Origin of the sequence: Shinella sp. M27 (assembly GCF_049199905.1) — a bacterium.
Classification (GTDB): Bacteria; Pseudomonadota; Alphaproteobacteria; order Rhizobiales; family Rhizobiaceae; genus Shinella.
The window spans coordinates 52,131-76,933 of record NZ_JBLZPK010000011.1 but is presented as its reverse complement, the minus strand read 5'-3'; the positions used below and the strand labels follow the sequence as shown (position 1 = coordinate 76,933).

Below are 24,803 nucleotides of genomic sequence, written 5' to 3'. Positions count from 1 at the left end.
GAGGGACCGGCGCGGAGGACACACGTATCCGTGGCAAGAATTAACTTGCAGCGGCTGCGTCAATGTGCGAAAAAATCGGTGGCTATAAGACTTTTGCGCACATTTTCGTGTGTCACTCGACCCGTCTCTCCGAGGCGGGTTTTATTTTGTCTACGGCATGGCGCCTCCACCGCTCGATTGCTGACGAAGCGAGTCACGACAGTAATTATATTTTATTCGTAAACCAACCAAAAAGCCGAGACACCGCGAAAACGCCGCTTTTAACTCGTGTAGAGGTTGCGCGACAAAACTGGAGTCTGGCGGTCTCGTATCCGCCCGCTCCGCCATCAGCTTATCGAACGATCCTCCGCCATACTCCGCGATCAGGGCCAGCGGTTCCCGCCCCTTCGACGCCGTGCGACAGGACGAGGAAAGGATGACCGCAAATGGCCATTGAGAGTGCCGCCGAACTTGTGCAATTCCTCGCGGAGGAGCTTCGACAGCGAGGGACAAAGCTCCATGAATTTTCGGAAATGACGGGTATTTCGGAAGAGCGGCTGGAATACCTTCAGGCCGGCGCCTGGCATCGCCTGACGGTCAAGGAGATCGGCGCCATCGCCGAGTGCCTGCATGTCGACTTCACGGCGATCTGGTCACTTGTCCAGAAGCACGGAAACAGGATGGGTGAACGCCCCCGACCATAGGCCGCTCGCGCTGTCCCTGGCCGACGATTCGGCAACAGCATAGGCTGATGACACAGGAGCGCCGGACGGAAACACGGCGGTGAACGCCGCGCCGGAAGAGATCAGCGCGGTCCCGACATCGACGGTGGTGCTGTCGAGCTGGGCGGCGCAGACGACGAATGTCGCATCGTCCTTGGCCCGACTGACCGGCTGGCAACCGATCGAACCTGTCGAGAACAGCGCCGCAAGAGATGCAATCGACTGCATGCCGCAATCGCTTTCAGCGCCGTCAGGGGCACGATAAACCGTTCCTCGAATGCATGCCTGCACGCCGAACAGCCTGAATTTCCGGCCTTCGTACTGCCAGCTATCGCCTGTTTCAAAACTCACGGCCGCGGGAAACGAGATGGTCTCCTCCTGCGCGCGCGCCGTCGTCGCCAGCAGGAGGACGATGGCAAGAGAAAGCTCAATCCGCATTCTGAAACCCCATCGACCGTGAAAGCGATTGCGATGCTTCGAGGTCCGGGCGGCGGGATCGACCGTCCGGTGTACGCCCGATTGCCGCGAGGCCAAGAAAGACCATGCTGTCGTCATCGTTGACGGTCTTGAACGGTTCGCCCTTGCCGCCGACGAGGACGAAACATGAGGCCGGAGTGGTCTCGCCAGCGGCCGGCGTCAGCACCAGGGTCTTGCAGAGGATGACGCCGGCGCGCCTGTTATAGACCGCTTCGGCATAGTCGCGTGCCGCGTCGGCGCAGCTCCAGGACTGAACCCGATTATAGACGACTTTCTCCGTCGGGCAGGCGTTCAGGCCGCGCAGAGAGAACCGCCGGCCGGCAATCATCCGCTCGACCGGGCCGCCGATTTCGACCTCCCCTTCAAGCTTTTCCACAGACCGCGCCGCAAGCCTACCTTCGGCGTCGAAGCGCTCCAGCACGAACGTCTTCGTCCCCTCTTCCCGGAACTGTCGAAGATTGTTTGGCGACGGCTCACGATAGGGATCTTCACCCTCCGCAAAGGCGAATTCCGCGCCTCCGACGAGGAGCCAAGCGGCTATCCTGAGAACCTTGAGTTGTTTGCGCATTGCAGAAAAAGCCATTTCTGAATTGACAGAAGAATCCCTCGCGAATTAACTATAGTTTATTCGCAAACGCGGCAACCCGGACATTCGAATTGAAAACCACCCTGCTTTTCCTCCTCGTCTCAACCTCGCCGATCGCGGCCCAAGCCTGCGATCCGATCGATACGGACCGCGTTCTGGAGATGGTGCGGACCATCGCTACCGAAGAAGACCTGGACCCCGATCTGGCGCTCGCTGTGGTTGACGTCGAGAGCGCCGGCGGTCAGCACCAAGTCTCGGAAGCAGGCGCCGTCGGCATCATGCAGCTGATGCCGGAGACCGCCACCGACTATGGCGTGACCGACCGTTGCGACCCGGAGGAGAACATCCGCGCCGGTGTCCGCTACCTCAAGAAGCTCTACGGGGAGTTCGACGATCCGCTGCTGATGCTCGCCGCCTACAATGCCGGCCCGGAGCGGGTTTACAGACAAGGCGGCATTCCCGAGTTCAACGAGACCGCCCAGTACATCGTCAAAGTGATGAACCGCTGGACGCTGAACGCCAAGGCGTCCGTGGCGCAGGAAAAGCGCAGCGGAAACCGCCTCCCCCGAAAAGAGACCGTTGCGCTGGCGCCTTCGCCCTGGCGCGACCAACACGTATGGACCGCCGAATAGCGCTGGTCCCCCGATCATCCTCCCAAGACATGAAGGACTTCGCATGAGCAATACCCCGATCACGCCGCGCCCGCGCGGCAAGGCCGTCCTGTCGCTGGCGCTGCTCACGACGACAATCGCCCTGGTGCCCGAACTTGCCTATGCGCAGTCGGCCGCGCCCGTCGAAGGCATCCTCGAATGGTTCGTCGGCGTCCTGCAGGGCAGTGTCGCTCGGTCGCTCGCCATCATCGCCGTCTGCTTCCTCGGCTTCCTGTTCCTGACCGGCCGCATGGCCTGGCAGGGCGCTATCTCCATCGTCATCGGCATCGCCATCATCTTTGGCGCCGCCGAGCTGGTCGACGCCATGAAGGCGGCAGGGGGTGTCTGACATGCGTGACGATGCGCCCGATGTCGAACCGCTCATCCAGCCGCTGACCCGGCCGCCGACATATTTCGGGGTCGACATCATCGTGTTCGTGGTGAACGGCATCTTCGGGATCGTCATCTTCATCGCATCGTCGAGCTTTCTCGCGCCGCTGGTCGTGCTGCCCGTCCATTTCATCGGGCTCTACCTGTGCCAGCGCGACATCCACTTCGTCCGCGTGGCGAAGGTGTTTCTTTCGATGCGCAGGGCGATCCGTAACCGTCGCTTCTGGAAAGCGGGGAGCTACGCCCCATGAACATTGTCAATCACGACCTGAAGTTCGGGCGCGAGCGCGCCCGCGATCTGGGGATCGGCACGCACGTTCCCTACCTTCGCCATGTCGACGAGGAGACGATCGTCACCAAGTCCGGGTTGCTGCTGCAGGTGATCCGGCTTTCCGGCCTGCCCTACCAGACCATGGACCAAGCGGAGATCAATGCGCGTCTTGCCAACCGCAACATGACGGTGCGTTCGCTCGGTTCGTCGCGTTTCGCGCTCTATGCCACCATTATCCGGCGCAAGATCGCGCCCGCCATCGATGGCGATTTCGACAATCCTTTCGCTGACGAGCTGAACGCCCGCTACATGGATGGCCTCCAGCACCGGACGATGTTCGTCAACGAGCTTTATCTGACGGTCATCCGGCGACCGATGACCGGGCGCGCCGGCAAGGTCGACCGCATGTTCGACATTTTCCGAATGGCCGACAACGAGGTCGAGGCCAGGGGCGAGGCGTTGCGCGACCTCAAGGACATGGTCTCTGGCATCGTCGGCGATTTCCGCACCTATCGCCCGGAGATCCTCTCCTGCGTTACGCGCGATGGCGGCCTCTATTCCGAACCGGCCGAATTCTTCGCGAAAATCCTCGCCGCCGGTGACGAGCGCAGCATGCCCCTGCCCCGCATGTCGCTCGCCGATTATGTCGGGACGGGCCGGATCATGTTTGGCCGCAAGGCGACGGAGATCTGGTCGGCCGACGGCGCGACGTCGAAGGTAGCGGCCATGGTGTCGATCAAGGAATACCCGCCGATGACGACACCCGGCCAGCTCGACGGGCTGCTCCGTCTACCCTACGAGTTCATTCTCACCCATTCCTTTGCGCCGGAGGACCGCACCACGGTCACCGAAGCGATCGCCACGATCAGCCGCCAGATCTCCAACTCCGACGACGGCGGCACGGTCGTCGAGGACGATATCGAGACGGCGCGCGACCGGCTGGCTTCCGGCGAGGTCGTGTTCGGCAAGCACCATATGACCGTCGCGCTCCTCGAGCGCGACCTGCCGCGGCTGAACCGGGCGGTGGCCGACGTCACCGCCGAATTGGCGCGCATGGGCGTCGTCGCCGTGCGTGAAGACCTCAATCTGGAAGCGGCCTGGTGGGCGCAACTGCCGACCAATTTCGCCTATATCGCCCGGCAGGGCCTGATCTCATCGGTGAACTTCGCCGGCCTATTCTCGGCGCATAATTTTCCGTCCGGGCAGACACACAAGGTTCATTGGGGAATGCCGGTATCGCTGCTGGAGACCACGAGCCAGACGGCCTACTTCTTCAATTTCCATGAGGCGGATGTCGGCAACTTCACCGTCATCGGCCCGACCGGTTCAGGCAAGACCGTCGCTCTCTCCTTCCTGCTTGCCCAGGGAATGCGCATCCAGCCGCGCCCGCGCTGCGTCTTCATCGACAAGGATCGGGGCGGCGAGATTTTCGTGCGCGCCATGGGCGGCCGCTACGAGCGGCTGTCGCCGGGAGAACCGACCGGCTTCGCGCCGTTGCAGCTCGACGACACGCCGGCAAACCGGAGCTTCGGCAAAACGCTGGTTTCCTATCTCGTCACGCCCTCGGACCGGGTGCTCAATGCGGAGGAAATGGCGGTCATCTCCGACGCGGTCGACAGCATCTACACCGATTTCGAGCGGCCACAGCGCCGGCTCGACATGCTTGCCGAGGCGATGCGCGGCCGGATGCGGTCGGGGATCGGCGATCTGGCCGACCGGCTGAAGGAATGGACCACGGGCGACAAGGGCTGGCTGTTCAACAACCCAACGGACAAGCTCGACTTCGACGGCTCCGTCATCGGCTTCGACATGACGGAGATCCTCTCCGACAAGCGCACGCGCTCGGCGGCGCTCCTCTATATGTTTCATCGAATTGGGGAAATCCTCGACGGCCACCCATCGATGATCTTTCTCGACGAAGGCTGGCGGCTGCTCGATGACGAGGTGTTCTCGGGTTTCATCAAGGACTGGCTCAAAACCATCCGCAAAATGAACGGCATCGTCGGCTTCGGCACGCAATCGGCGGCCGACGTCGTGCGCTCCGATCTGCGCAACACGATCATCGAGCAGACGATGACGAACATCTTCTTCCCGAACGCGTCCGCCGACGAGGAAAGCTACCGTAAGGCATTCGGCCTTTCGGAAAAGGAATTCCGCTTCGTCAAACAGGCGGACAAGGCGAGCCGCACCTTTCTCATCAAACACGCTCAGGACTCGATCATCGCCCGACTTGACCTCTCGGCGATGCCCGATCTGGTGAAGGTGCTGTCAGGGCGGCCGGAGACGGTGCGCGAGTGCCAGACGCTGCGCGAAACCTATGGCGACGCGCCGGCGGCCTGGCTTCCCCACTTTTGCGGCTGGACCATCCCGGAGGCGACCGATGCGTAGAGCGATCATTCTTCTGCTGTCCGCGACAATGGCGGGAGCGCCAGCGCCGTCGGCCTGGGCCGATATTCCCGTCATCGACGACGATGTGAAGGACAAGCGTGCTGAGGACGAGGAGCACTCGAAGAAGGACACGGAAACGCAGGCTGACCAGCTCGAAGAGCAGGAGCTCACCAACTGCAACATCTCCCAGAAGGAGAAGAACCGCCGGCTTTACCGCTCGCCGGCGCAGGCCGTGAAAGAAGACGCAAAAAACGTCGAACTGATCAAGCACTATGCGGAAAAGTACAGCGTGCCCGTCGGCCTTGCGCTGTCGGTCGCGCATGCGGAGTCGGGGATTTCGACATGCTCGGGCTCGCCGACCGGCGTTAAGGGCGTCATGCAGCTGACGAAGCGGACCGGCAAGGGCATGGGCTTCGACCGCGACATCAACGAGGAGAATATCGAGGGCGGCGTCAAATATCTCGGCATGGGCGTCAACAAATGCGGCAGCACCGACTATGCCTGCCTCGCCTCCTGGTACAACGGATCGACTGCGGCTGAGCAGAAGAACTGGGCCGGCAAGGTCGGCCGGAACCACACCTGGTTCAACGCCTATGCCGGCGGCTCGAATATCGAGGATATCTCCTCGCCCTCGTATAAATCCTATGTCGACTATGGCTCGGGCGCCACCCGCAGCTCGAACAGCGCCGCGGCCGGCGCGGTTGACCGGGCGGTTTCCGGGATCGACGCGAGTTCGGCGCGCGTCCAGGAGGCGGGCCGGCGCATCGATGCGCTGTCGGCCTCCGTCGGCGCGTCGGAAATTTACCAGGATGCCTGGGACGACAATACGCTGGCGCGCGCCGTCAATGCCGAGCTTCTGAACAACCTGATCACCGCCCGGAACCTTTTCAATGATTTACTGCAGGTGCGTATGCAGATGCGGCTTTCGAAAACATCCGAGACCGCCAAGACGCTGAAATCGGACTCGAAGGTCAATCCGTACAGCTGCGACCCCGTCATCCTCGAAGAGATGAAGGTGCCGCGCGAGGATTGGCCGCGCTGCGCCGTGGTGGCGGCAGAGGACGCTGATACCGAGTTTCTGTCGTCCGGTGGCTCCAATCGCTCGATCGGCGACAATCTCTCATCCATTCAGAACGCCGCCAACGCGGCCGATTAAGGGGGTTTTCCATGAACAAGCTTCTCGTCATCACCACCGCCCTCATCTTCGCGACGCCGGCGCTCGCGGACATTCCGGTGATCGACAACACCAATCTCGCCATCGCCAAGAAGAACGCCGAGAACACCGGCGAGATCATGAAGACCAACACCAACATCCTGGAAAAGACCAAGGAAATCCTCGGCGCGCTCTCCGGCAGCCGCGACGGGTCGATGGGCATTTCCTCGACCGGTCTCGGCGGTAATATGTCGGTCTCGGCCGCGCCGTCCTTCTCGTCGATCATGAATGGCGGCACGCTTTCCTTCGGCGGGCTCGGCTCCGACGCGCAGAATATCGCGGCCACGCTGATCAACGGCCTTCAGCTCGTCAAGCAGGTCAAGGCGGTCGTCGAAGGCGAGGATGCCGGCGCCATGAACAACGCCTTCTCGGGTGCCGTCAACACGGTCGCGCTACTCTCGGCCCTGACGCAGCAGGCGACGAAAGGCGTGACGCAGCGCGAACAATCGCTGCAGTCGGCCACCGGCCAGATCGGCTCGGCCGAGGACGTCAAGGGCTCGGTCGACGCTAACACCCGCATGCAGCTGGAGACGGCGCGCACCATCAACGAGCTGATCGGCGTCTCGAATGGCGCGGTCTCGGCGCTCAACACCGAAATGCAGATGCGGCTTACCCAGCAATCAGAGACCGCCAAGATGCTGCAATACAAAGACATCAACCCGTTCAAGTGAGGCCGCATGCGTTCGCTCGTTGCCACGATGCTGGCGGGGCTGGTCCTGCTCGCCGGTTGCCAGACGAAGGGGGAGAAAAAGGCTCCCTGCCCGCCGATCTCGGGATATTCGGCGGCCGATGACCTATGCGGACCGGCTTGGCCGGTCAACGACGTGTTCGCGCCCGTGCTGAAGGAATAGGCCAATGGCAGCGACCACGATCATCTCGGACATTTTTGCGAAGCTCGACGGCATCGGCGAGACGTTCATCAAGAACGCCTATGACGGCCTTGCGCTTCAGGTGAATGTCCTGTTCGGGTCGATGCTCACCCTCTATGTCATCTGGTGGGGATACATGATCCTTGCCGGCCGCGACGGCTTCTCCGTGCCGGAGGCGGCTTGGCGGCTCGGGCGCGCCTTCGCCATCTATTATATGGCCACGAACTGGGGGGCGTTCTCCGCCACCCTCTACCAGCTGGTGCAGTCCGTGCCCAACCTGATCTCGGACACGATCATCGAATCGATCGCGGGTTCCGGTGGCGCGCTCGATGGCGGCACGGGCGACACGACCGGCGTCGTGAAAATCCTCGACGCCGTGTTCGAGACCGCGGGTAAGATCTATGAGCAGGTGGCGACAGGCACCTTCGAATATGTCGGCGCGCTGATCGGTGCGATCGTCTTTGTCGTCGCGATGATCTTCATCGCCGTCGCGGCCGCCGCGATCCTCGCCGCCAAGCTGATGCTGTTCATCACGCTTGCACTGGCGCCGGTGTTCATCATCCTGGCGCTCTATCGCTGGACCTTCCGCTTCACCGACGGCTGGCTACTGCTGATGGTCAACCTGATGGTGACGCAGACGCTGATGATGGCGTTCCTCGCGTTTCTCTACCAGCTGATCGAGCTCGCCATCAACACCGCCAACAACACGGCGACGGAAAGCAAGCTCTCCTATGTCGCTCCCTTCGTGATCGTCTGCCTCCTCGGGATCGTGGTGTTTCGTTTCATTCCCTCCTTCGCGAGCGCGATCGTCGGCGGCATGCCACTCGGTCAGGGAGACACCCCAGCGCTCGGCGGTTGGCGCTCCACCCTATGGGCGACAAGACAGGTAACAGGGCGAGCCAGAATAATGTCGGCGGGTCTTGGAAAACGCCGGACCGCTGCAGACGTGAAGGTCGCACGAGCGAGAGAAATCCAACGCGAAACCGAGAAAAATGGCCAACTTTGAGGTGGAACATGCCGGCGTGGCGAGTTAAATATAGTTTCGGCAAGAGGAGACCGGCATGCGAAATCTCGACGAAGCTCGGCGCCTTAACGGCGCCATGCACGAGCAAATCCGGATCAACGAAGAGATCGCCGAACAATCCAAATCGGACGCGAAGCCAGGGGAAGCCAAGTGGGCCGTCGTCTTCATCCTGGTCGTCATCTTCATCAAGCCGTTCGCAGACTATTGCAGCGATCTTCACAACACGCTCGCCGGCTATGCCCAAAGCCTGAGCGCATTGTTCGGTTTCTGAACAAGGAGGCGTGAGAATGAAGAAAATCGTGTCGATGATGCTTGCGCTCGGCCTGCTGCTTCCCGGGGCGGCGCAGGCGCAATCGCCAAGTTCGATCCTTCCTGTGCTGACCGGTGCCTATGCGCCCGCTCAAAGCGGCTGCGAAGCCGCGGCCGCCGCATTTATCTATGTCGAGGACAAGGCCATCGGCGCCAACAAGACCGCCGGCAAGGTGCTGTCCGTCAAACAGGACGGCAGTGCCTATACGCTCGATGTTTTGTGGATCGAGGCCGGCGCCGACGAAGCGGATGGCGACCGAGATACCGTCACGATCGAGGTGAAGGGCGATCGCTCCTTCTTCTTCTCCAATACGGCGTCCAAGAAAACACTGATGCGCCGGTGCAGCTAGGGCCTCGTTCGGCTGCACCGAGGAACTGAGCGCTCCCTGAACTCAGGCTTCGCGGATTGATCCCGATGCCGGTCCACCCGGTCGAGGAGATCGCTCTGCCAAGCGAATAAACTATAGTTTCTTTCTTCGCCGTCGGCGATCACCGGATGCCAAAATGACCAACGAAGACGCCGCAGGAAACACGCCAGAGACCCCGCCGATCGATCTCACCGCCTATTGGAAAGCCGGCGCATCCTGGGAGGCCGAGCTTTATCGAAAGGAGCGCCGCTCGCGGAAGATCGCGTGGACGGTCGCAACCGTCGCCGGCATTTCCACGCTGCTCAGCCTGTCAGCCCTCAATCTCCTCGTTCCCTTGAAGCAGTTCGAGGCCGTGGTGGTGATCGCAGACAAGACCACCGGCTTCGTCGAGGTCGCACGGTCCCTGAACGAGAGCAAGCTTCCCGAGAACGATGCCATCAAGACCGCCAACATCGTCCGCTATATCCGGGCGCGCGAGACCTACGATCCGAGGGCGTTGAAGGACAATTACGATCTCGCCCAGCTCTATTCGACCGGGCAGGCCGCGGCCGACCTCCGCCACGAATTCGAGCCGTCGAACCCGCAGTCGAAGGACAAGCTGCTCGGCCGCGACACGCGTATTGCCGTCACCATCAAATCGGTATCCTTTCTAAATGCCTCGACGGCAACCGTCCGCTTCTCGACGGAAACCCGCCGCGACAACACCCTGCGCCGCGAGCATTGGGTCTCGGTGATTCGCTTCCGCTACACGACCGCGCCGCTGAAGAACGAATATCGTTTTGACAATCCGCTCGGCTTCCAGGCTACCGAATATAGGCGCGACCAGGAATCGCTGCCCGAAGTTCTGCCGGCGGACAAGGCGGTGCGGTGATGCGGAAACCTATCCTCGCCCTCGCAGCGCTCGCGCTGCTCGCTACCGCGACCGTCTCGCCTGCGGCCGATCCCCGCATCCGCTACATCACCTTCAACAACAATGCCGTCGTCACCGTGCCGGCCGGTCTCGGTGTTTCCACCATGATCCAGCTTGGCAGCTCCGAGGTGATTGAGACGATCTCCGCCGGCGACACCGCCAGCTGGTCGATCGTGCCGAAGAAGGGATCCGGCATCCTGTTCGTCAAGCCCTTGCGGGAAAATGCCGAGACCAACGTCAATATCGTCACCAACCAGCGCGTCTATGCCCTGCTCCTCAAAGGGTCCGCAGCGGCCGACCTTCGCGCCGCGTTTCAGGTGCGGTTCAAATATCCTGATGAGGACGTCAATGCCCGGCTGCTGGCCGCCGCGCAGGAGAGCGCAAAGGATCCGTTGCTGAAGGATCTCGATCCGAACCGCCTGAACTACGATTACGTATTCAAGGGCGACACGAGCCTGAAGCCGCGCGTCGCCTTCGATGATGGCACGCATATGTACCTGGAGTTCCCCGACGAAATCCCCGCGATCTTCGTGGTCGAGGGTAAGCGTCAAGAGTCGCTCGTGAACCTGCGCACTCAAGGCAAATATGTCGTCGTCGACAAGATCGCGGCACAGTTCACCCTGCGCGCCGGCGACAAATGGCTTTGCCTCTATAACCGGCAGGCCAATCGCCAATCCTTCGACCTCGTCGAGGACGCCTACGGGCCGAAGCGCCTCGGCCACAAAGAGGAGCGCCAGCGGTGAGCAAAATCGACTTCGATCATCTCGATGGACAAAGCAGCGTGGCAAGCGACCGCAATGGTCGCCTCGGCAAGCTCGCCCTTCCGGTCCTGCTCGTCGTCGGCGTGGGCGTCCTGGCATACGTCAACTGGCCGACCGGACCACAGAACCCCAGCCTCTCCGAAGGCAGCGGTGAGAGCTTCGAGACCTCGAATTCCAGCATCCGCGATTTCCCTGATGAGCCGGTCAAGCAGGCGGCCGATCCGAACCTGGTGGAGATTCCGGTCGCGGAGAAGAAGCCGGTGGATTCCGCTGATGTCGACGTCACTGTCAACCAGGGCGACGATCTCGAAAAGCTGCGGCAGATCGAGGAAGCGCGTCGCAAGGCCGAGGAAGAACGGCTGCGGATGGAAGAAGCCCGCCGGCGCGCGGAAGAAAACGCTCGTCTCGCCGAACTGGAGGCCATGCGGCTGGCGGATGAGGAGAAAGCGCGGTGGGAACGGCTGCGCTCCGAGCAAATCGTCCTCGATGGCTCGACCCGGGAGACGCTGTCCGGCGACCAGGCTGTGACCATCGCCGACGATGGCCAGCTCGTCGCCGTCCCCGGCGCGGAAAGCGATGCCAACAAGGCATTCCTCGCCCAGTCGGAAAAGCAGACCGCCGGCATCGTTAAGGCAACCCGCTTCGATCGGACGGATGCGCTGCTCGCACAAGGCACCATGATCCGTGGTTTCCTAGAGACGGCGATCAACACCGACCTGCCTGGAATGGTGCGCGCCGTCGTGCGCGAGGATGTTCGCTCTCTCGACGGCGGCCGCATCCTCATTCCGAAGGGCTCGCGGCTGATCGGGGAGTACAATTCCGGCCTGGCCCGCGGCCAGAAGCGCATCTTCATCGTCTGGTCCCGCGTCATCCGCTCGGACGGCGTTTCCGTCGAGATCGCTTCCCCTGGCGCCGATCGCCTCGGCCGCGCTGGGCTCACCGGTGAAATCGACACGCATTTCTGGGAGCGTTTCGGATCGGCCATCATGCTGTCGGTGATCGGCGGCGCGGCCGAATATATCTCGGCGATGGGCAATACCGCCACGGAAAGCGCCCGGTCGATCTCGACGGTCGATCCGATCACCGGCGCGGTGACGACGATCACCACGGAACCGAGCCGCACGGCCGCTGAAGCCCGTTCGATCGCCACCGAGAAATCGTCGGCCGTTCTCCAGGACATCGCCAACGAAGCCTTTAAGGAAAGCTCGAAGATCCCGCCGACGATCTATGTCTCCCAGGGCGAGTCGATCATCGTCTATCTCAGGCGTGATCTCGACTTCTCCGCCTTCTATGCCGACCCGGTCCGGCAGGAGATGATGCGCCTGAAGCGCGGTGGCCAAATCCGCCGCAATGTCGACCCGACGCCCTACTATCCGATCGCGCCGGTCTACAAATGAAGCAGTTCCCGTTTCTCGATAAAGCTCTTGAACGGCTGAAGCCGTTCCTCTCGGACGATCGCGTCTCCGAAATCTCGGTCAATCGCCCCGGCGAGGTGTTCATCGAGCGACTTGGCGTCGCCGGGATGGAACGTATTGTCGACGCGCAGTTTACCGCCGACTGGATCAGGATGCTCAGCGAGCGGGTGGCGGGCTCCACCAACCAGGTTGTCAACGAGGAACATCCCATCTTGTCGGCCTCGCTTCCGACCGGCGAGCGCTTCCAGTGCGTGCTGCCCCCGGCAGCACCCGCCGGCGGCGCGATCTCCATCCGCAAGCAGGTCATCCATGACATCGGCCTGGACGTCTACAAGAGCCGCGGTGCCTTCGAGGATACGCGGGTTGGTCGCCAACTCAGGCTTTCACCGGCCGAAGAGACCCTTGCCGCCATGCTGCAGGGCGATGTCGACGTCATGCAGTTTCTCCGAACCGCCGTGCGTTCGCGGGTTTCGATTGCCGTCTCCGGGGGCACCTCGACCGGCAAGTCCACCTTCCTCAATGCGCTTCTGAAGGAGGTTCCAAACGAGGAACGCATCGTGACGATCGAGGACACGCGCGAGCTTAAGCCCCCTACTCGGAATACCGTCGCCCTGCTCGCGTCGAAGGGAGATCAGGGCCGGGCCAAGGTGACGCCACAGCAGTTGCTGGAAGCGTCGCTACGCATGCGGCCCGATCGCGTGATGCTGGGCGAACTTCGCGGCGAGGAGGCGTTCTCCTTCCTCCAGGCGATCAATACCGGACATCCCGGCTCGCTGACCACGGTCCACGCCAATTCCGCTCGCGACGCCTATGACCGTCTGGCCTTGATGGTCATGCAAAGTGGCGTTCGGCTGCAGAAGCACGAGATCATCGACTATCTGAAGGAGGTGATTCCGGTGGTTGTGCAGCTTCATCGGTTCCCAGACGGACGGCGCGTCGTGTCGGAAATCATCTTCACCAAGGGAGACGTGCTGTGAACCCGGCGATCTTGCTGTTCGGACTGGTCATCGCGGCTGCGATGGCAGTGTTCGTCGCCTCGCTTGCCTATGCCGGCCTCTATTGTGCCTTCGACAACTCGACCTGGATGTTCCAGGCGCTGCAGGACGACATGCTCGCGTCTTATCGCGCGGCGCGTCTCGACCTCGCCGCCGGCGACTGGCATCGGCCCGCCATCGCGGCTGGCGCCGGCGCAGTTGCTGGTTTCGCAATGCTCATCACGGCGATGACGGGCAAGAAGAAATCGACGGATGCGCGGTTTTTGACCCCGCTGGAAGCGCGATCCCTCGGCCTTACCCGTACCGGCGGCGTATTCGTCGGCCGGATCGGCGGCAGCCTGATAAGGGTACCGGGCGGCTTCACGCAGCGCGGGTCCGGCCGGCGGCGGTTCCTGAAGCCCATGCTGTTCGGCGGCAAGAAGCTCTGGATCGATGGCGATGACGTCGGCGGCTTCGTGATCGGGCCGCCGCGGTCGGGCAAAGGCGCCTCGCTGATCGTCCCCAACTGCCTGCTCTGGCCTGATAGTATCGTTGTGCTCGATATGCGTGGCGAGACCTATGAGGCGACGGCTGGCTATCGCTCGAAATTCTCGCGGGTGCTGCGATTCTCGCCGGCGGATGAGAATGGCGATACCGAATGCTATAACCCGTTGGATTTCGTGGCCATCGACCCGGACCAGCGCGATATCGACATCAACTCCATCGCGACCGCGCTGCTGCCAACGCCGAAGGGCGATGCCTACTGGATTTCCGATGGTCGAGCGCTGTTTGCCGGCGTCACATCCTGGGTATTGGAAAACCCCGGTATTCTCGACAAGGACAAGAACCTTGGGACCGTCCTCAATGTCGTCGAGGGTGGAGATCAGCCGCTCCGCGAGTGGTTGGAGGAGGTTGCCAATCCCGAGCTTCGCGCCGAGTGGATCAGCTCCTTCACCTATACCACCCTCGCCCGATTTGCCGTTATGGCCAGCAAACAGTTCGACGGCGTCTATGGCTCCCTCGCCGCCGCCGTGCGCCCCTTCAAGAACAATCGCATCCTGCGCGCGACGGCGCGGTCAACCTTCGACATCCGCGCGATGCGGCGCGACAACATGAGCCTCTATCTGGATTTCCGCATCCAGCAGATCGCCTCGATTGGGCCGATCTTCAATGTGCTGATGGTCCAGTTCATGGACTACATGTCGCGCAACATGATGAAGCGCGGCGAGCGCCGCGTGCTCGTGCTTCTCGACGAATTCCAGAACCTCGGCAAGCTGGAAAACGCGCTGACCGTCGCTGCCGTGCTCGGCGGGTATGGCATTCCATGCTGGTTCTTCGTCCAGTCCCTCCGCTCGATCGACAACGTCTATACCCGCGAGGGCCGGCAGACGCTGGTGAACTCGGCACGCGCGCAGATCTTCCTCGGCGCGCAGGATCCAGAGGATCAGCGCTATGTCTCGCAGCTTCTCGGCGAACGGAAGGAAGTCACGGTCGACAAAGCGGTGTCGACAGGTGTAACCCTGTTCGATCGCAAGGGCGCGACCATGTCGCACAAGACAACGATGCGGCCGCTTATGCGGCCCGACGAGCTCGGCGCGATGAACGAGACCAGATGCATCATCAAGCTGCGTAACCAGCAGCCGATATTCGGTGTTCGCAATTTCTACTATGCTGATGGCGAGTTGATGAAGCGGGCATGGTTGCGGGTCCAGGCGCAAAAGGCTCAATCCATCGTCGGCCCCGCAACGCCCTTTCCCGAATTGGACTTCGAGAGCAACGCATCCGCAGACTGGCCTTCTCCTGCACCTGCGGCAGCGGGAGCGAAGTTTGCCGCAAGGTGTTCGGACGCCGCGCCGCCCTCGAAGACGAAGAATCCTGAAGGTCACCTGTACACTTCACCGGCTCCGCATAAATCAGAACATCGCGAGGGACCGGCTATCAGGGATGTGGACGCCCGCGGGCAGGACTTCAAATCCGCCATGAGAAAAAGCGCAGAGCGAAGGGCCGACGCGGAAAAGTCGCTTGAGAAAATCCTGTCCGCCCTCGAAAACGCACTCGCGAAGAAGCGGGTGGCCAAGAAGGTCCAGAAAGAGATAGCGTCCGCCTTTTCCGACAGTTAGCGCCGATCGTGTCGCATATCGCCACCGATAGAGACGGACCGCTACAACACCGTTGCCACTATAGCGGCGACGAAGTACATCGATCAACGGATGTGACTGCCGCCATTGACGTCAAGCGTCGCGCCGTTCAACGAGTCCTGGCCGTACCGCAGCACGAAGGCGACAAGCTCTGCAACTTCTTTGGGCTCGGCCATATCGCCCACCGGTATCTCGTCCATCACCGTCTCCCCGCCTTGCGCCGCGATGTAGTGTTCAGCCATACCGGTGCGCACCAGCCCCGGTGCGATACACACCGCGGATGCACCTTCGCGACCAAAGCTGCGGGCGATTGATTTGGTGAGATTGATCATTGCCGCGTTCGCAGCGCCATAGGGGATGGAATCCGACGCGCTCCCACGTTGGCCGGCACGGCTGGCTATGTTCACGATGCGCCCTCCCCCTTCGGTTCTGAAATGCTGGAGGGCTTCCTTGCAAAGATCGGCGGCGGCGAAAATATTAACCTGGAACTCATTCTGCCACGCCGCTCTCCAGTCCCCAGGCGAACTTTCAATGGAGATTTCGGTTCGGATGCCGGCATTGTTGACGAGGCCATGAACACGGCCCGCAAAATGAACTGCTTTCCGCCATAGTTCGAACGGGCCGTCGACGTCAGACAGATCTGCTTGGAGAACGAGGCCGTTGCCGTCGATCCGATCCAACAGCGTCTCCGCTGTATGCTCGTCCTGGCAATAGTGAATGATCGGCCGTCCGCCCTCCAGGGCGACGCGCTCGACAATAGCTGCCCCAAGGCCCCCCGACGCTCCGGTGACCAGGATTGTCTGCCCACGCAGAGGCTTATCCACATGCCGTTCCATCATTCACTTCACCTCCGTGAATATTCAGAGCTTAGGACCACGAGAAAACACAATCATCTGTCACGTACCGCCGGCGCGGCGCGATCGGTCCGCATCGTCGTGGGTATCCAGCGCCGTGGGACGCCTCTTTTTGGAGGCGAAGCCACGAGACGACACGAAATCGAGCGAAACGAAACGAAACGCGAGGCGATAAGTCCTTGTTGAACAATGGAAAGTTTTTTTTCCCGCCGCCGAAAGACGGGAGCGATTTCAAAGAACTCTTCAAACGATTGGCCGCGGCGGGAGCGGGACGGCCCTTAGGAAGCGATGGATTTCCCGCAGGACCGTGGACGCCGGAGCTTCTTGCAGCGGCGATTTCGGAAATTGATTCGAACCGCGTCGGGGTCGATCTGCGCACGGTGCAGCTTTGGTTCCAGGACAATGACAAAGGAATCAGCACCGCCAACATCCGGTGGCTGGCGAGGATTTTCGGATGTGATGATGCGGCCGCAACCAGCGAATGGCAGATGGAACTGAGCGCGGCGCAAGCTCGACTGACGGCTAAGAGGCGCGAAGGGAAGCGGGAGGCGGGAAGTGCGCCATTCGAAGGCCGGGATTTGGCGCCCACCGCAACCGAGATCGCCGGCCTAGAGTCCGCGGCAGGGCTGGTGCAATTTTCCCATGCCGCTGATGGGAAAACCCGTCCTTCAGGGCTAGCAATGAGATCTGAGGCGCTCTTCAGCAGCGGATCCCCGTTGAACCTGCCCGCAGCGGTATTTGCGGGCGCCACCGCCCTTGGCTTTTTGTCCTATGTGACTGGTATTCACAGCGCAAACGTCGAACGGATGGACGGGGTCACAAAGCAGGTTGGATTTCTTTGGGCGCCGAATTGGACTTTCGTCTTCATGGTGTTGCTGCCGCTGTTTCTGGCTTTTACGATAGACCTTCTCGTCTTTTGGAAATCTGAGGGGCGCTTTGCGGTCGGAGCGTCACGCGATCAGGGCGAAAGACTAAACGGATGGGCGCGCATTGTTGTAAGTTCTTCCTTCACCTGCTGGGCTGTTTTTCTGGTTTGCATCGTATTCGCGGGAGTGATCCAGTGGGCCGAAGTGTGTTTGCTTCCTTTGATGAAAGGTGGAGGCGACTATGCGATAGATTGGGGTAAAATAGCGATCGTGCGCCCGGATGTCATTTCTGTGCCCGAGGCGGTCATTTTTACAGGCCTCGCCTACTCGTATATGGCGATTTGCTTTTATATTTTCTTCGTTGGCCTAATTCTGCTTTACACCATCGCCCACGATTTCTCGACAATTACAAAGAAACTGAAACTTCGGCCGGAGGGACATCAACTTTGCGAGATCAACGAGATCGCCTTCAAGTCCATGTGTGCGATTTTCCGATGCACTGCGTTGGGCATCCTGGTCGCTATATGCATGAAGGGCCAAAGCTCTTATCTCTCATCTGCTGGCCGGAACATCGCGGTGTGGTTGATCAGCGACATGTCCTCAGCCCTACATGGAGGAATTAGTCCGAACGTCGCAACCGGATATAGAATGCCGACGCACTATAGTAGCCTCCTCATCGTTGTTTCGACGAGCATTGTATTCTTGTTCGCTTGTGTTCGCTTAGGATTGAACACCCGGTTTCGCAAGACTCTCTGGAGAATGTCGATGGTCGTAGCCCTTCTTATTGCATCGTATCTGTTGATCGATGCGTTCCGTGGCTTCTCGATACTTTTGGCGCTATCAGTGCTTTCCGCGCTCTATGGCTTGTTTAATCCGGGGTTCGGAACATGGCGAGCACGGGGTTTTGGAGCCAAGATAAATGTATCATAAATGGCTAGATCGATGGGATGAGCGGCGTGCGCGGCGGGGAGAGGAAGGGAAGCACCCGACCGCCTTCGCGCTCGACGCGGAGCTCGCCTTTCCCGGAGCCGACAAGGTTCGGAGCATCGAGGAATTCTGCCTCCTTGCGGAAGAGGCTCAAGCCGATCAGTCTTTCTTCGAACGACCTGATGGAGGCGACCAAGGGTTTCAGAGGCAAGATGAATGGCTCAAATTTCCCTCGGATATCACGACCGACGTTGAGGAAAACAATACCGTTTGGGCGAAGATAGCCGAGAGTGGATCGCTTGATCATGCGCTGGTGGTTTTTCATCATTGGAATGCGAGGGCGCGAAACAACCAGCTTGCCAGATTTCTTTCGCGGCGTGGCATTACCGTCGTCGAGATTGCCATGCCTTATCACTTCGAGCGTAGCCGCCCGGGCTCCACGCACGCTGATTACATGCTCAGCGCAAGTCTTGGCCGAACGATTCAATCGATCCGGCAGGCCGTTTTGGATGGGCGAAAGCTTATACGCTGGCTGAAGAGCGAGGGTTACAAACAGATATCTGTTCTCGGTATGAGCCTAGGCTCGTGGGTTGCAGGGCTCATCGCCGCGCACGATTCGACTGTGTCGAAAGCCTCGTTGTTTCTGACGGCTGGAAGCCTGGCGGATATGGTTTGGACGGGGAGAGCGACACGCACAATACAAGGTTGCCTCGCCCCCCGAATTGAGCTGACCGATCTGAGAAGAGCCTGGTGTCATGTCAATATGGAGAATTATGGGCACCGTTTGGCAAGATCCGGTCTCAATCTCCAGGTTGTGTTAGGAAAGAGGGACAAAGCGGTAAAACCGGAGGTGTCAGAGAACTTCATGCAGAAATTGTCTGGCGCCGGTGCAAGGCCACGCATATTGGATTTGAACTGTGGCCACTATTCACTGGCAATGCCGCCTTACAGTCTAATGGCAGGTTTGAGCTTAGATCGGTTTCTGCATGCGAGGAATCGGCCAAACCCACAGCTTGGGTTACGAGCACTGTGAGCCTTAAAAGGATGTAAACCGGTAAACGGTGATTGCCGCAGAATTTCAATGAAAGTTCCGGCTCTTGACCTTCAGCCGATCGATCAGCAGATCAGGTACGAAAATGTCTCGCGGCGGCGCGGACGCCTTGGGTCGCTCCCGCGGGTCAGGCGCCCCGTTGCCGCGGGCAAACTCGTCCCCTCGCCCGTGAGGCAAAGGAAACTGCTCGTCCCGCTCACCCAGCTGGCAAAGATCTTCGGATAGATCGAACAGCCGCTGCGCCACCAGATGCACGACGTCGCCTTCTCGCTGGATCTTGCCATTAATGGCGAGCATCGATGCCGTCAGCACCAGCCGGCGCTGGCGCTCGAACACCTTCGGCCAGACAACTGCGTTGATGATGCCCGTCTCGTCCTCAAGCGTCATGAACATGACCCCCTTGGCCGAGCCGGGGCGCTGACGCACGAGGACAAGCCCGCCGCTCATCAGCCATCGGCCATCCCGCTCGGCCATCGCCTCGGCGCATGTCACAATCCGCTTGCGGCGAAGATCCTCGCGAAGAAACGAAACGGGGTGTTGGCGGAGCGTCAGGCCGACATGGGAGTAGTCCTCGACGACTTCATGCCCGGTTCTCATGGCGGGTAGCAGAACCTCGGGTTCCTGCGCTTCGGAAACTTGGCGCGCTTCACGTTCCGCCGCCGCGCTCCATAAGGCGAGTGGCTCATCGCGCAAAGCCTTGATCGCCCAAAGCGCGTCGCGTCGCTGGAGCTTGAGCGACGGCAAAAACGCATCTGCCTCGGCCAGCTTGACGAGCGCCGCCGTCGGTGCGCCGGAACGGCGCCATAGATCGTCGGCGGAGGCGAATGGTTCGTCGGCGCGCGCCGCCACGATCCGGGCGGCATCCGCGGTCGAGAGCCCCTTTACCATCCGCATGCCCAAGCGCACGGCTTTCAGGCTGCCTTCGCCGGCGTCCTCCAACGTGCAGTCCCATCGAGACGCGTTGACGCAGACGGGCCGGACCTCAACGCCATGGGTCCGCGCGTCGGATACGATTTGGGCAGGAGCGTAAAAACCCATTGGCTGCGAATTCAGCAGCGCGGCGCAAAAGGCGTCCGGGTGATGGCATTTGACCCAGCTCGACGCGTAGGCGATCAGCGCGAAACTGGCGGCATGACTTTCCGGAAAGCCATACGATCCGAAGCCTTCCAGCTGCGAAAACGTGCGCTCGGCGAACTCTTCCGTGTAGCCATTCTTCACCATGCCGGCGACCAACTTGGTCTTGAACCTCGAGACGCCGCCGGAGAATTTGAACGTAGCCATCGATTTTCGCAGTTGATCGGCCTCGCCGCCGGTAAAGCCCGCGCAGACCATCGCCACCTTCATCGCAGACTCTTGAAACAGGGGAATGCCGAGCGTCTTGGACAGCACGGCCTCAAGCTCCGGCGTCGGGTACTCTACCGGCTCGCGACCTTCACGCCTCCTGAGATAGGGATGCACCATGTCGCCCTGGATCGGGCCTGGCCGGACAATGGCCACCTGGATGACGAGATCGTAAAACGTGCGCGGCTTCAGGCGCGGCAGCATCGACATCTGCGCGCGGCTTTCGATCTGGAAGGTTCCGAGCGTGTCGGCCTTGCGGATCATCGCATAGGTCCGGGGATCCTCCGCCGGGACCGAGGCGAGGTCGCGGACGTCGCCCTTGTGCTCCGCCATCAGCGCAAAGGCCTTGGCCATGCAGGTCAGCATGCCGAGCGCCAGGACGTCGACCTTCATGAACTTGAGGCACTCGATGTCGTCCTTGTCCCATTCGATGACCTGCCGATCATCCATGCGTGCCGGCTCGATCGGGACGAGATTGTCGAGCCGGTCATGGGTCAGCACAAAGCCGCCGGGATGCTGGCCGAGATGGCGCGGTGCGCCCATGAGCTGGTGCGCCAGCTCCAGCGTCAGCTTCAGCCTGTAGTCGGCGGCGTTGAGGTTGTTCTCCCGCAACTGACGCTCCGAAACCCCTTCCGACCAGCCCCAGACCCCGGATGACAATTGCCCGATCATGTCCTCCGGTAGACCAAGCGCCTTGCCAACATCACGCAATGCTCCCTTGGCGCGGTAGCGAGTGACGGTCGCGCAAAGGGCGGATCGGCTCCGGCCATAGGTTTCGTAGATCCACTGGATGACCTCCTCGCGTCGTTCGTGTTCGAAATCGACGTCGATATCCGGCGGCTCGTCCCTTTCTTGGGAAATGAACCGCTCGAACAGCAGGTCGTTGGTATCAGGGTCGATGGACGTCACGTCGAGGCAATAGCAGACCGCCGAGTTCGCAGCCGATCCCCTACCTTGGCAGAGAATGCCCTTCGACCGCGCATAGCGAACGATCGAGAACACCGTCAAGAAATAGGGCGCGTAGTTCATCGCCCGGATCAGCTCGAGTTCGTCGCGCACGGATTTCCGGACCTTCTCCGGAATACCCTCGGGATAGCGCACGTCCGCGCCCTCCCAGGTAAATTTTATCAGGGACTGCTGCGCGTCGAGCCCCGGCACGATCGCCTCTTCGGGATATTGATACTGCAGCTCCTTAAGATCGAACGTACAGCGCGCGGCGATTTCCCGCGTACGGGCCAGCGCCTGCGGATAGTCGGCGAATAACCGGTGCATCTCCTCCGGTGTTTTGATGAACCGGTCGGCGTGACGCTCGCGATCGAAACCGACATCATCGATGGTCGTGCGGGTGCGGATGCAGGTCACGACGTCCTGCAATTGCCGGCGTCCCGGCTCGTTGAACAGCACGTCGTTGGTCACGACCGTTCTTACCCTGTGGCGTGCCGCCATCGTGGCGATGCCGTGCAGGCGCACGCGATCATTCGGGCGACGGCGCAGGCACAGGCTGACATAGGCACGATCACCGAAGAGATCGGCCATCCTGCGGAGCTGTACCGCGCATGCTTCATCGGCCTCGTCTGGGACTAGCACGCCGATCATGCCGGCGGCGTGCTCGGAAAGGTCGGCGAAATCGATCAGGCAATTGCCCTTGCCGCCGCGCGCTTTGCCGAGCGACAGCAGGCGCGTCAGCCGCGAATAGGCCGGACGGTCCGTGGGATAGACGAGGATCGACATGCCGTCGGTGAGATCGAGCCGACACCCGACGACGAGGCGCACGCCGCTCGCCTTGGACGCCTCCCAGGCGCGCACGATACCGGCGAGACTGTTGCGGTCGACGATACCGAGCGCATCGATACCGACCGCGGCCGCGGTCGCAAACAGCTCGTCCGCGCTGGACGCCCCGCGCAGAAACGAGAAGTGCGTCGTGACTTGCAGCTCGGCGTATTTCATCCGAACACCCCATGCAGGAACCACAGATGTGAACCGGTCTCCGGATCGATACCGTCGCCGGCGCGATAGACCCAGTAGCGCTCGCCAAGCTCATCCTCGACCACGAAATAGTCCCTGACCGCCTGGAATTCGCGCGGCCGCATCCACCATTCCCCAAAAATTCTTTCTGGGCCGTCGGCGCGAAGGACCTTGCGGCGCTTGCCGCGCCAGGTGAAGACTGCGGGGGGCTGGTCTGGCAGGAGCGCCATGACGTCGATACGTTCAGGGCTCGCCAGCAACCGCGATGGCCGCGGCCACTTGGTGGCCCATGTCTGCCCGATATCGGGCGCGGTTGCCGGGATCCGCCGAACGGAGCGTTCCGGAACATCGGACGCCACCGGCGCGACCCGGAACAGCCGATGACCGCGATTGCCGAGGATGTCGACGAGCGGCGTGATATCGGCAATCTCCTCCTCGACCAGTGAGGAGACCACCTGCCGCTCCTCCAGCGCCTCGGCGAAAACGGCGACGAGCACAAGCTTTTCGATGCCGAAACCGGGATTGATTTTCTCGATACGATCGCACAGCAGCTTGGACAGGCGCGCCGGATCGCGCACCGGCTTGGCAAGACCGGCGCGAAGATGCTGGCGCGTGTTGTCGACGCGGTGGATGACGAGGTCGCAGCGCCGCGCGCCAAGGCCATTTTCGGCAAGCTTGGCGGACAGCTGCCCGACCAGCCGCCGGACATATTTGGCGATGGTCTCCGGCGCGCCGATCGGCTCGGCGAAATTCTTCACGACCTCCACCAACTCGGGCGTGCGGATCGGCTCGATCGGCTCCGCCACCCGCCCGAACAACTGGTCGAGCCGGCGGGCGGGTTCCGGGCCGAAGCGAAGGGTCAGCGGCGCGCGCGGCATGGCGGAAAGCTGGCCTACTGTATCGATACCGAGAACACGAAGCCCCTGGATTGTCTCGGCCGGCAGCCGCAAGGCGACGACCCGCAGGTCGACCACCGCTTTCGCAACATTCCCGACCGGAACAACGGTCGTTTCCGCCAAGATCAGCCGGGCGATGGCGTGCGAGGCGCCCCATGTGTCCGAGACGGCTGCCCGTGCCGTCAGGCCATGACCGCGCAGCCGATTGACCAGCCCAGAGATGAGAAGATCCTCGCCGCCCTGAAGATGGTCCGCGCCCTCGGTATCGATCACCAGACCGTCGGCGCCGTCGACGGCGACCACCGGGCTATATTGGCGGAGCGCCCAGAGCGCCAGCCGCTCGAGCGCGGCCGCATCCTCGACGGGCGCGGCGTCGATCATCAGGAGATCGGCAACCATGGCCTGCGCCTTGCTCGCCGGCATGCCGACGCGCAGGCCGAGTTTTGCGGCCGCCGGATCGGCCGCCGAGATCCAGCGCTTTGATCCGCGCCGCGCGATCACGACGAGCGGCTTGTCAGCCGGCAAGGCTTCGCCAGCGCGGCGTCTGATGCGTTCGGTCGCCAGATGCGGGAAGTAGACAGATACGACCCTTGTCATCGGGGGCTCCAATTTCAAATTCGGCGCATTCGCCCGCCTTCACGCGCATTATCTCCGCCAGCCAGCGCGCCCTCCCGACGCCGGCCACCGGCAGCTTCTCGGACGGTACCGTGCTGATGCGCCACCGCGTCGTCGAGGCCGTCGGCTGTCCATAGTCCGAGGCCTCGTTCTGTCGCCGCCATCGGCGCAGGACGATGCCCATGCTGCCGGTCATCTCGGCCGCGAGCTGCAGCCGACGGGATGCGGTCATCGACAGGCGGACCAGTTCGCCGACGACACAGGACAGACCACCGAAGGCCAGCCCTTCTTCGAAGGCCGACAATACCTCCTCCTCCCGGTCGCTTTCGCAGAAGACGACGCGATCGGGATGCAGCCCTGCCTGCGAGATCGCCGGGAAAAACAGGTCCGGGCGCGTCATGCACCACAGCACCCTTCCCTTCGTCCGCGCGGCGACGCCTGCGGAAAACAGCGCCGCAGCCGCACCGTCGACAGTGCCGCCTCCTCCGCCGGCAACCTCGTGCAGCGCGCCGAAGGCCAGCCCACCTCCAGGCAGTACCCGATCGATGTCCGCGACACCGAACGGAAGCGTCTGCCTTGCGCGTTGCGCGCCGCCTTCGAGGCGGCCAATGCGCTCCCGCAGTTCGGCAAGGACAGGATTGAGGGCATGGTTGGCCACGGCAGAATTGTTGCTCCTTCAGGGTTTCCAGCAGGTCTTCAAGCTGATATGTTCATTATTTGTTCCGATTGGCGAAACGAGTCAATCGGGCCTCCGCCCCGGATGACCCGCCGCCGCTAAGCCGTTGAAACGAATCCGTTAGCTGCATCAAGGGGATATCTGGCCGATGGAGGGTCAGGAAAATTT

The 24,803-nt window shown here is 61.5% G+C and carries 24 protein-coding genes; 18 read left to right on the top strand and 6 right to left on the bottom strand.

Going from position 1 to position 24,803, the window contains the following annotated elements:
* Positions 1 to 425 precede the first annotated feature (425 nt).
* A complete protein-coding gene (locus tag ACOZK4_RS03565) occupies positions 426 to 683 on the top strand; it encodes a hypothetical protein (RefSeq protein ID WP_313526171.1) in 258 nt (85 codons plus the stop codon).
* On the opposite strand, the gene ACOZK4_RS03560 is transcribed toward ACOZK4_RS03565, so the two are convergent.
* Positions 633 to 1,139 carry a thermonuclease family protein gene (locus ACOZK4_RS03560; protein ID WP_421590472.1) on the bottom strand — a complete coding sequence of 169 codons (507 nt, stop codon included), beginning with the start codon at positions 1,137 to 1,139 and terminating at the stop codon, positions 633 to 635. The genes ACOZK4_RS03565 and ACOZK4_RS03560 overlap by 51 nt on opposite strands.
* Positions 1,129 to 1,599 carry a hypothetical protein gene (locus tag ACOZK4_RS03555; protein WP_421590470.1) on the bottom strand — a complete coding sequence of 157 codons (471 nt, stop codon included), beginning with the start codon at positions 1,597 to 1,599 and terminating at the stop codon, positions 1,129 to 1,131. The genes ACOZK4_RS03560 and ACOZK4_RS03555 overlap by 11 nt, the downstream gene beginning before the upstream one ends.
* A gap of 236 nt (positions 1,600 to 1,835) precedes the next feature.
* Between ACOZK4_RS03555 and ACOZK4_RS03550 the strand changes: the two genes are divergently transcribed.
* From ACOZK4_RS03550 to ACOZK4_RS03480, 15 genes are all read left to right on the top strand, one after another.
* On the top strand, positions 1,836 to 2,396 hold the full coding sequence (locus ACOZK4_RS03550; protein WP_421590468.1) for a lytic transglycosylase domain-containing protein: 561 nt from the start codon (positions 1,836 to 1,838) through the stop codon (positions 2,394 to 2,396).
* 43 nt (positions 2,397 to 2,439) lie between these two features.
* Positions 2,440 to 2,763, top strand: a complete 324-nt coding sequence (locus tag ACOZK4_RS03545) for a TrbC/VirB2 family protein (protein ID WP_313526182.1) — start codon at positions 2,440 to 2,442, stop codon at positions 2,761 to 2,763.
* Between the two features lies 1 nt (position 2,764).
* A complete protein-coding gene (locus ACOZK4_RS03540; RefSeq protein ID WP_421590466.1) occupies positions 2,765 to 3,055 on the top strand; it encodes a type IV secretion system protein VirB3 in 291 nt (96 codons plus the stop codon).
* The gene (locus tag ACOZK4_RS03535; RefSeq protein ID WP_313526187.1) at positions 3,052 to 5,463 is read left to right on the top strand and encodes a VirB4 family type IV secretion/conjugal transfer ATPase; all 2,412 of its coding nucleotides are present in this window, start codon (positions 3,052 to 3,054) and stop codon (positions 5,461 to 5,463) included. Before ACOZK4_RS03540 ends, ACOZK4_RS03535 begins: the two co-directional genes overlap by 4 nt.
* Complete coding sequence (locus tag ACOZK4_RS03530; RefSeq protein WP_421590465.1) at positions 5,456 to 6,619, top strand: transglycosylase SLT domain-containing protein; 1,164 nt, start codon at positions 5,456 to 5,458, stop codon at positions 6,617 to 6,619. Before ACOZK4_RS03535 ends, ACOZK4_RS03530 begins: the two co-directional genes overlap by 8 nt.
* A gap of 11 nt (positions 6,620 to 6,630) precedes the next feature.
* Positions 6,631 to 7,347, top strand: a complete 717-nt coding sequence (locus ACOZK4_RS03525) for a type IV secretion system protein (RefSeq protein ID WP_313526193.1) — start codon at positions 6,631 to 6,633, stop codon at positions 7,345 to 7,347.
* A 6-nt stretch (positions 7,348 to 7,353) separates the two neighbouring features.
* Positions 7,354 to 7,527 carry a hypothetical protein gene (locus ACOZK4_RS03520; RefSeq protein ID WP_313526195.1) on the top strand — a complete coding sequence of 58 codons (174 nt, stop codon included), beginning with the start codon at positions 7,354 to 7,356 and terminating at the stop codon, positions 7,525 to 7,527.
* Between the two features lie 4 nt (positions 7,528 to 7,531).
* Positions 7,532 to 8,551: a type IV secretion system protein gene (locus tag ACOZK4_RS03515; RefSeq protein ID WP_313526196.1), complete on the top strand. Its 1,020-nt coding sequence runs from the start codon at positions 7,532 to 7,534 to the stop codon at positions 8,549 to 8,551.
* A 55-nt stretch (positions 8,552 to 8,606) separates the two neighbouring features.
* A complete protein-coding gene (locus ACOZK4_RS03510; RefSeq protein ID WP_313526198.1) occupies positions 8,607 to 8,840 on the top strand; it encodes a hypothetical protein in 234 nt (77 codons plus the stop codon).
* A 16-nt stretch (positions 8,841 to 8,856) separates the two neighbouring features.
* Positions 8,857 to 9,228: a hypothetical protein gene (locus tag ACOZK4_RS03505; RefSeq protein ID WP_313526200.1), complete on the top strand. Its 372-nt coding sequence runs from the start codon at positions 8,857 to 8,859 to the stop codon at positions 9,226 to 9,228.
* A 154-nt stretch (positions 9,229 to 9,382) separates the two neighbouring features.
* Positions 9,383 to 10,117 carry a virB8 family protein gene (locus ACOZK4_RS03500; protein WP_313526202.1) on the top strand — a complete coding sequence of 245 codons (735 nt, stop codon included), beginning with the start codon at positions 9,383 to 9,385 and terminating at the stop codon, positions 10,115 to 10,117.
* Positions 10,117 to 10,899 carry a TrbG/VirB9 family P-type conjugative transfer protein gene (locus ACOZK4_RS03495; RefSeq protein ID WP_421590463.1) on the top strand — a complete coding sequence of 261 codons (783 nt, stop codon included), beginning with the start codon at positions 10,117 to 10,119 and terminating at the stop codon, positions 10,897 to 10,899. Before ACOZK4_RS03500 ends, ACOZK4_RS03495 begins: the two co-directional genes overlap by 1 nt.
* Positions 10,896 to 12,314: a type IV secretion system protein VirB10 gene (virB10, locus tag ACOZK4_RS03490; protein WP_421590461.1), complete on the top strand. Its 1,419-nt coding sequence runs from the start codon at positions 10,896 to 10,898 to the stop codon at positions 12,312 to 12,314. Before ACOZK4_RS03495 ends, virB10 begins: the two co-directional genes overlap by 4 nt.
* On the top strand, positions 12,311 to 13,309 hold the full coding sequence (gene virB11 / locus ACOZK4_RS03485; protein ID WP_421590460.1) for a P-type DNA transfer ATPase VirB11: 999 nt from the start codon (positions 12,311 to 12,313) through the stop codon (positions 13,307 to 13,309). The genes virB10 and virB11 overlap by 4 nt, the downstream gene beginning before the upstream one ends.
* Positions 13,306 to 15,426, top strand: a complete 2,121-nt coding sequence (locus ACOZK4_RS03480; protein WP_421590458.1) for a type IV secretory system conjugative DNA transfer family protein — start codon at positions 13,306 to 13,308, stop codon at positions 15,424 to 15,426. The genes virB11 and ACOZK4_RS03480 overlap by 4 nt, the downstream gene beginning before the upstream one ends.
* 83 nt (positions 15,427 to 15,509) lie before the next feature.
* Here the strand turns inward: ACOZK4_RS03480 and ACOZK4_RS03475 are convergent, their stop codons facing one another.
* On the bottom strand, positions 15,510 to 16,283 hold the full coding sequence (locus tag ACOZK4_RS03475; protein WP_313526215.1) for an SDR family oxidoreductase: 774 nt from the start codon (positions 16,281 to 16,283) through the stop codon (positions 15,510 to 15,512).
* A 194-nt stretch (positions 16,284 to 16,477) separates the two neighbouring features.
* On the opposite strand from ACOZK4_RS03475, the gene ACOZK4_RS03470 reads away from it, so the two are divergent.
* Both ACOZK4_RS03470 and ACOZK4_RS03465 read left to right on the top strand, forming a co-directional pair.
* Positions 16,478 to 18,094 (top strand): RcgA family putative transporter, encoded by a 1,617-nt coding sequence (locus ACOZK4_RS03470; protein ID WP_313526218.1) that lies wholly within the window; start codon positions 16,478 to 16,480, stop codon positions 18,092 to 18,094.
* Complete coding sequence (locus ACOZK4_RS03465; protein ID WP_421590455.1) at positions 18,084 to 19,124, top strand: RcgR family putative quorum lactone hydrolase; 1,041 nt, start codon at positions 18,084 to 18,086, stop codon at positions 19,122 to 19,124. The genes ACOZK4_RS03470 and ACOZK4_RS03465 overlap by 11 nt, the downstream gene beginning before the upstream one ends.
* Before the next feature lie 45 nt (positions 19,125 to 19,169).
* Here the strand turns inward: ACOZK4_RS03465 and ACOZK4_RS03460 are convergent, their stop codons facing one another.
* The 3 genes from ACOZK4_RS03460 to ACOZK4_RS03450 are packed head-to-tail and all read right to left on the bottom strand — an operon-like array spanning position 19,170 to position 24,617.
* The gene (locus ACOZK4_RS03460; RefSeq protein WP_421590453.1) at positions 19,170 to 22,430 is read right to left on the bottom strand and encodes an error-prone DNA polymerase; all 3,261 of its coding nucleotides are present in this window, start codon (positions 22,428 to 22,430) and stop codon (positions 19,170 to 19,172) included.
* Positions 22,427 to 23,941 carry a Y-family DNA polymerase gene (locus tag ACOZK4_RS03455; protein ID WP_421590451.1) on the bottom strand — a complete coding sequence of 505 codons (1,515 nt, stop codon included), beginning with the start codon at positions 23,939 to 23,941 and terminating at the stop codon, positions 22,427 to 22,429. Before ACOZK4_RS03455 ends, ACOZK4_RS03460 begins: the two co-directional genes overlap by 4 nt.
* Positions 23,859 to 24,617, bottom strand: a complete 759-nt coding sequence (locus ACOZK4_RS03450; protein WP_421590450.1) for an ImuA family protein — start codon at positions 24,615 to 24,617, stop codon at positions 23,859 to 23,861. The genes ACOZK4_RS03455 and ACOZK4_RS03450 overlap by 83 nt, the downstream gene beginning before the upstream one ends.
* Between the last annotated feature and the right edge of the window lie 186 nt (positions 24,618 to 24,803).

Coding starts and splice junctions, on each gene's coding strand:
- ACOZK4_RS03460 (WP_421590453.1), bottom strand. CDS start 22,430: ATGAAATACGCCGAGCTGCAAGTCACGACGCACTTCTCGTTTCTGCGC.
- ACOZK4_RS03475 (WP_313526215.1), bottom strand. CDS start 16,283: ATGATGGAACGGCATGTGGATAAGCCTCTGCGTGGGCAGACAATCCTG.
- ACOZK4_RS03560 (WP_421590472.1), bottom strand. CDS start 1,139: ATGCGGATTGAGCTTTCTCTTGCCATCGTCCTCCTGCTGGCGACGACG.
- ACOZK4_RS03495 (WP_421590463.1), top strand. CDS start 10,117: ATGCGGAAACCTATCCTCGCCCTCGCAGCGCTCGCGCTGCTCGCTACC.
- ACOZK4_RS03515 (WP_313526196.1), top strand. CDS start 7,532: ATGGCAGCGACCACGATCATCTCGGACATTTTTGCGAAGCTCGACGGC.
- ACOZK4_RS03540 (WP_421590466.1), top strand. CDS start 2,765: ATGCGTGACGATGCGCCCGATGTCGAACCGCTCATCCAGCCGCTGACC.
- ACOZK4_RS03505 (WP_313526200.1), top strand. CDS start 8,857: ATGAAGAAAATCGTGTCGATGATGCTTGCGCTCGGCCTGCTGCTTCCC.
- virB11 (WP_421590460.1), top strand. CDS start 12,311: ATGAAGCAGTTCCCGTTTCTCGATAAAGCTCTTGAACGGCTGAAGCCG.
- ACOZK4_RS03455 (WP_421590451.1), bottom strand. CDS start 23,941: ATGACAAGGGTCGTATCTGTCTACTTCCCGCATCTGGCGACCGAACGC.
- ACOZK4_RS03465 (WP_421590455.1), top strand. CDS start 18,084: ATGTATCATAAATGGCTAGATCGATGGGATGAGCGGCGTGCGCGGCGG.
- ACOZK4_RS03525 (WP_313526193.1), top strand. CDS start 6,631: ATGAACAAGCTTCTCGTCATCACCACCGCCCTCATCTTCGCGACGCCG.
- ACOZK4_RS03545 (WP_313526182.1), top strand. CDS start 2,440: ATGAGCAATACCCCGATCACGCCGCGCCCGCGCGGCAAGGCCGTCCTG.
- ACOZK4_RS03530 (WP_421590465.1), top strand. CDS start 5,456: ATGCGTAGAGCGATCATTCTTCTGCTGTCCGCGACAATGGCGGGAGCG.
- ACOZK4_RS03500 (WP_313526202.1), top strand. CDS start 9,383: ATGACCAACGAAGACGCCGCAGGAAACACGCCAGAGACCCCGCCGATC.
- ACOZK4_RS03535 (WP_313526187.1), top strand. CDS start 3,052: ATGAACATTGTCAATCACGACCTGAAGTTCGGGCGCGAGCGCGCCCGC.
- ACOZK4_RS03565 (WP_313526171.1), top strand. CDS start 426: ATGGCCATTGAGAGTGCCGCCGAACTTGTGCAATTCCTCGCGGAGGAG.
- ACOZK4_RS03520 (WP_313526195.1), top strand. CDS start 7,354: ATGCGTTCGCTCGTTGCCACGATGCTGGCGGGGCTGGTCCTGCTCGCC.
- ACOZK4_RS03510 (WP_313526198.1), top strand. CDS start 8,607: ATGCGAAATCTCGACGAAGCTCGGCGCCTTAACGGCGCCATGCACGAG.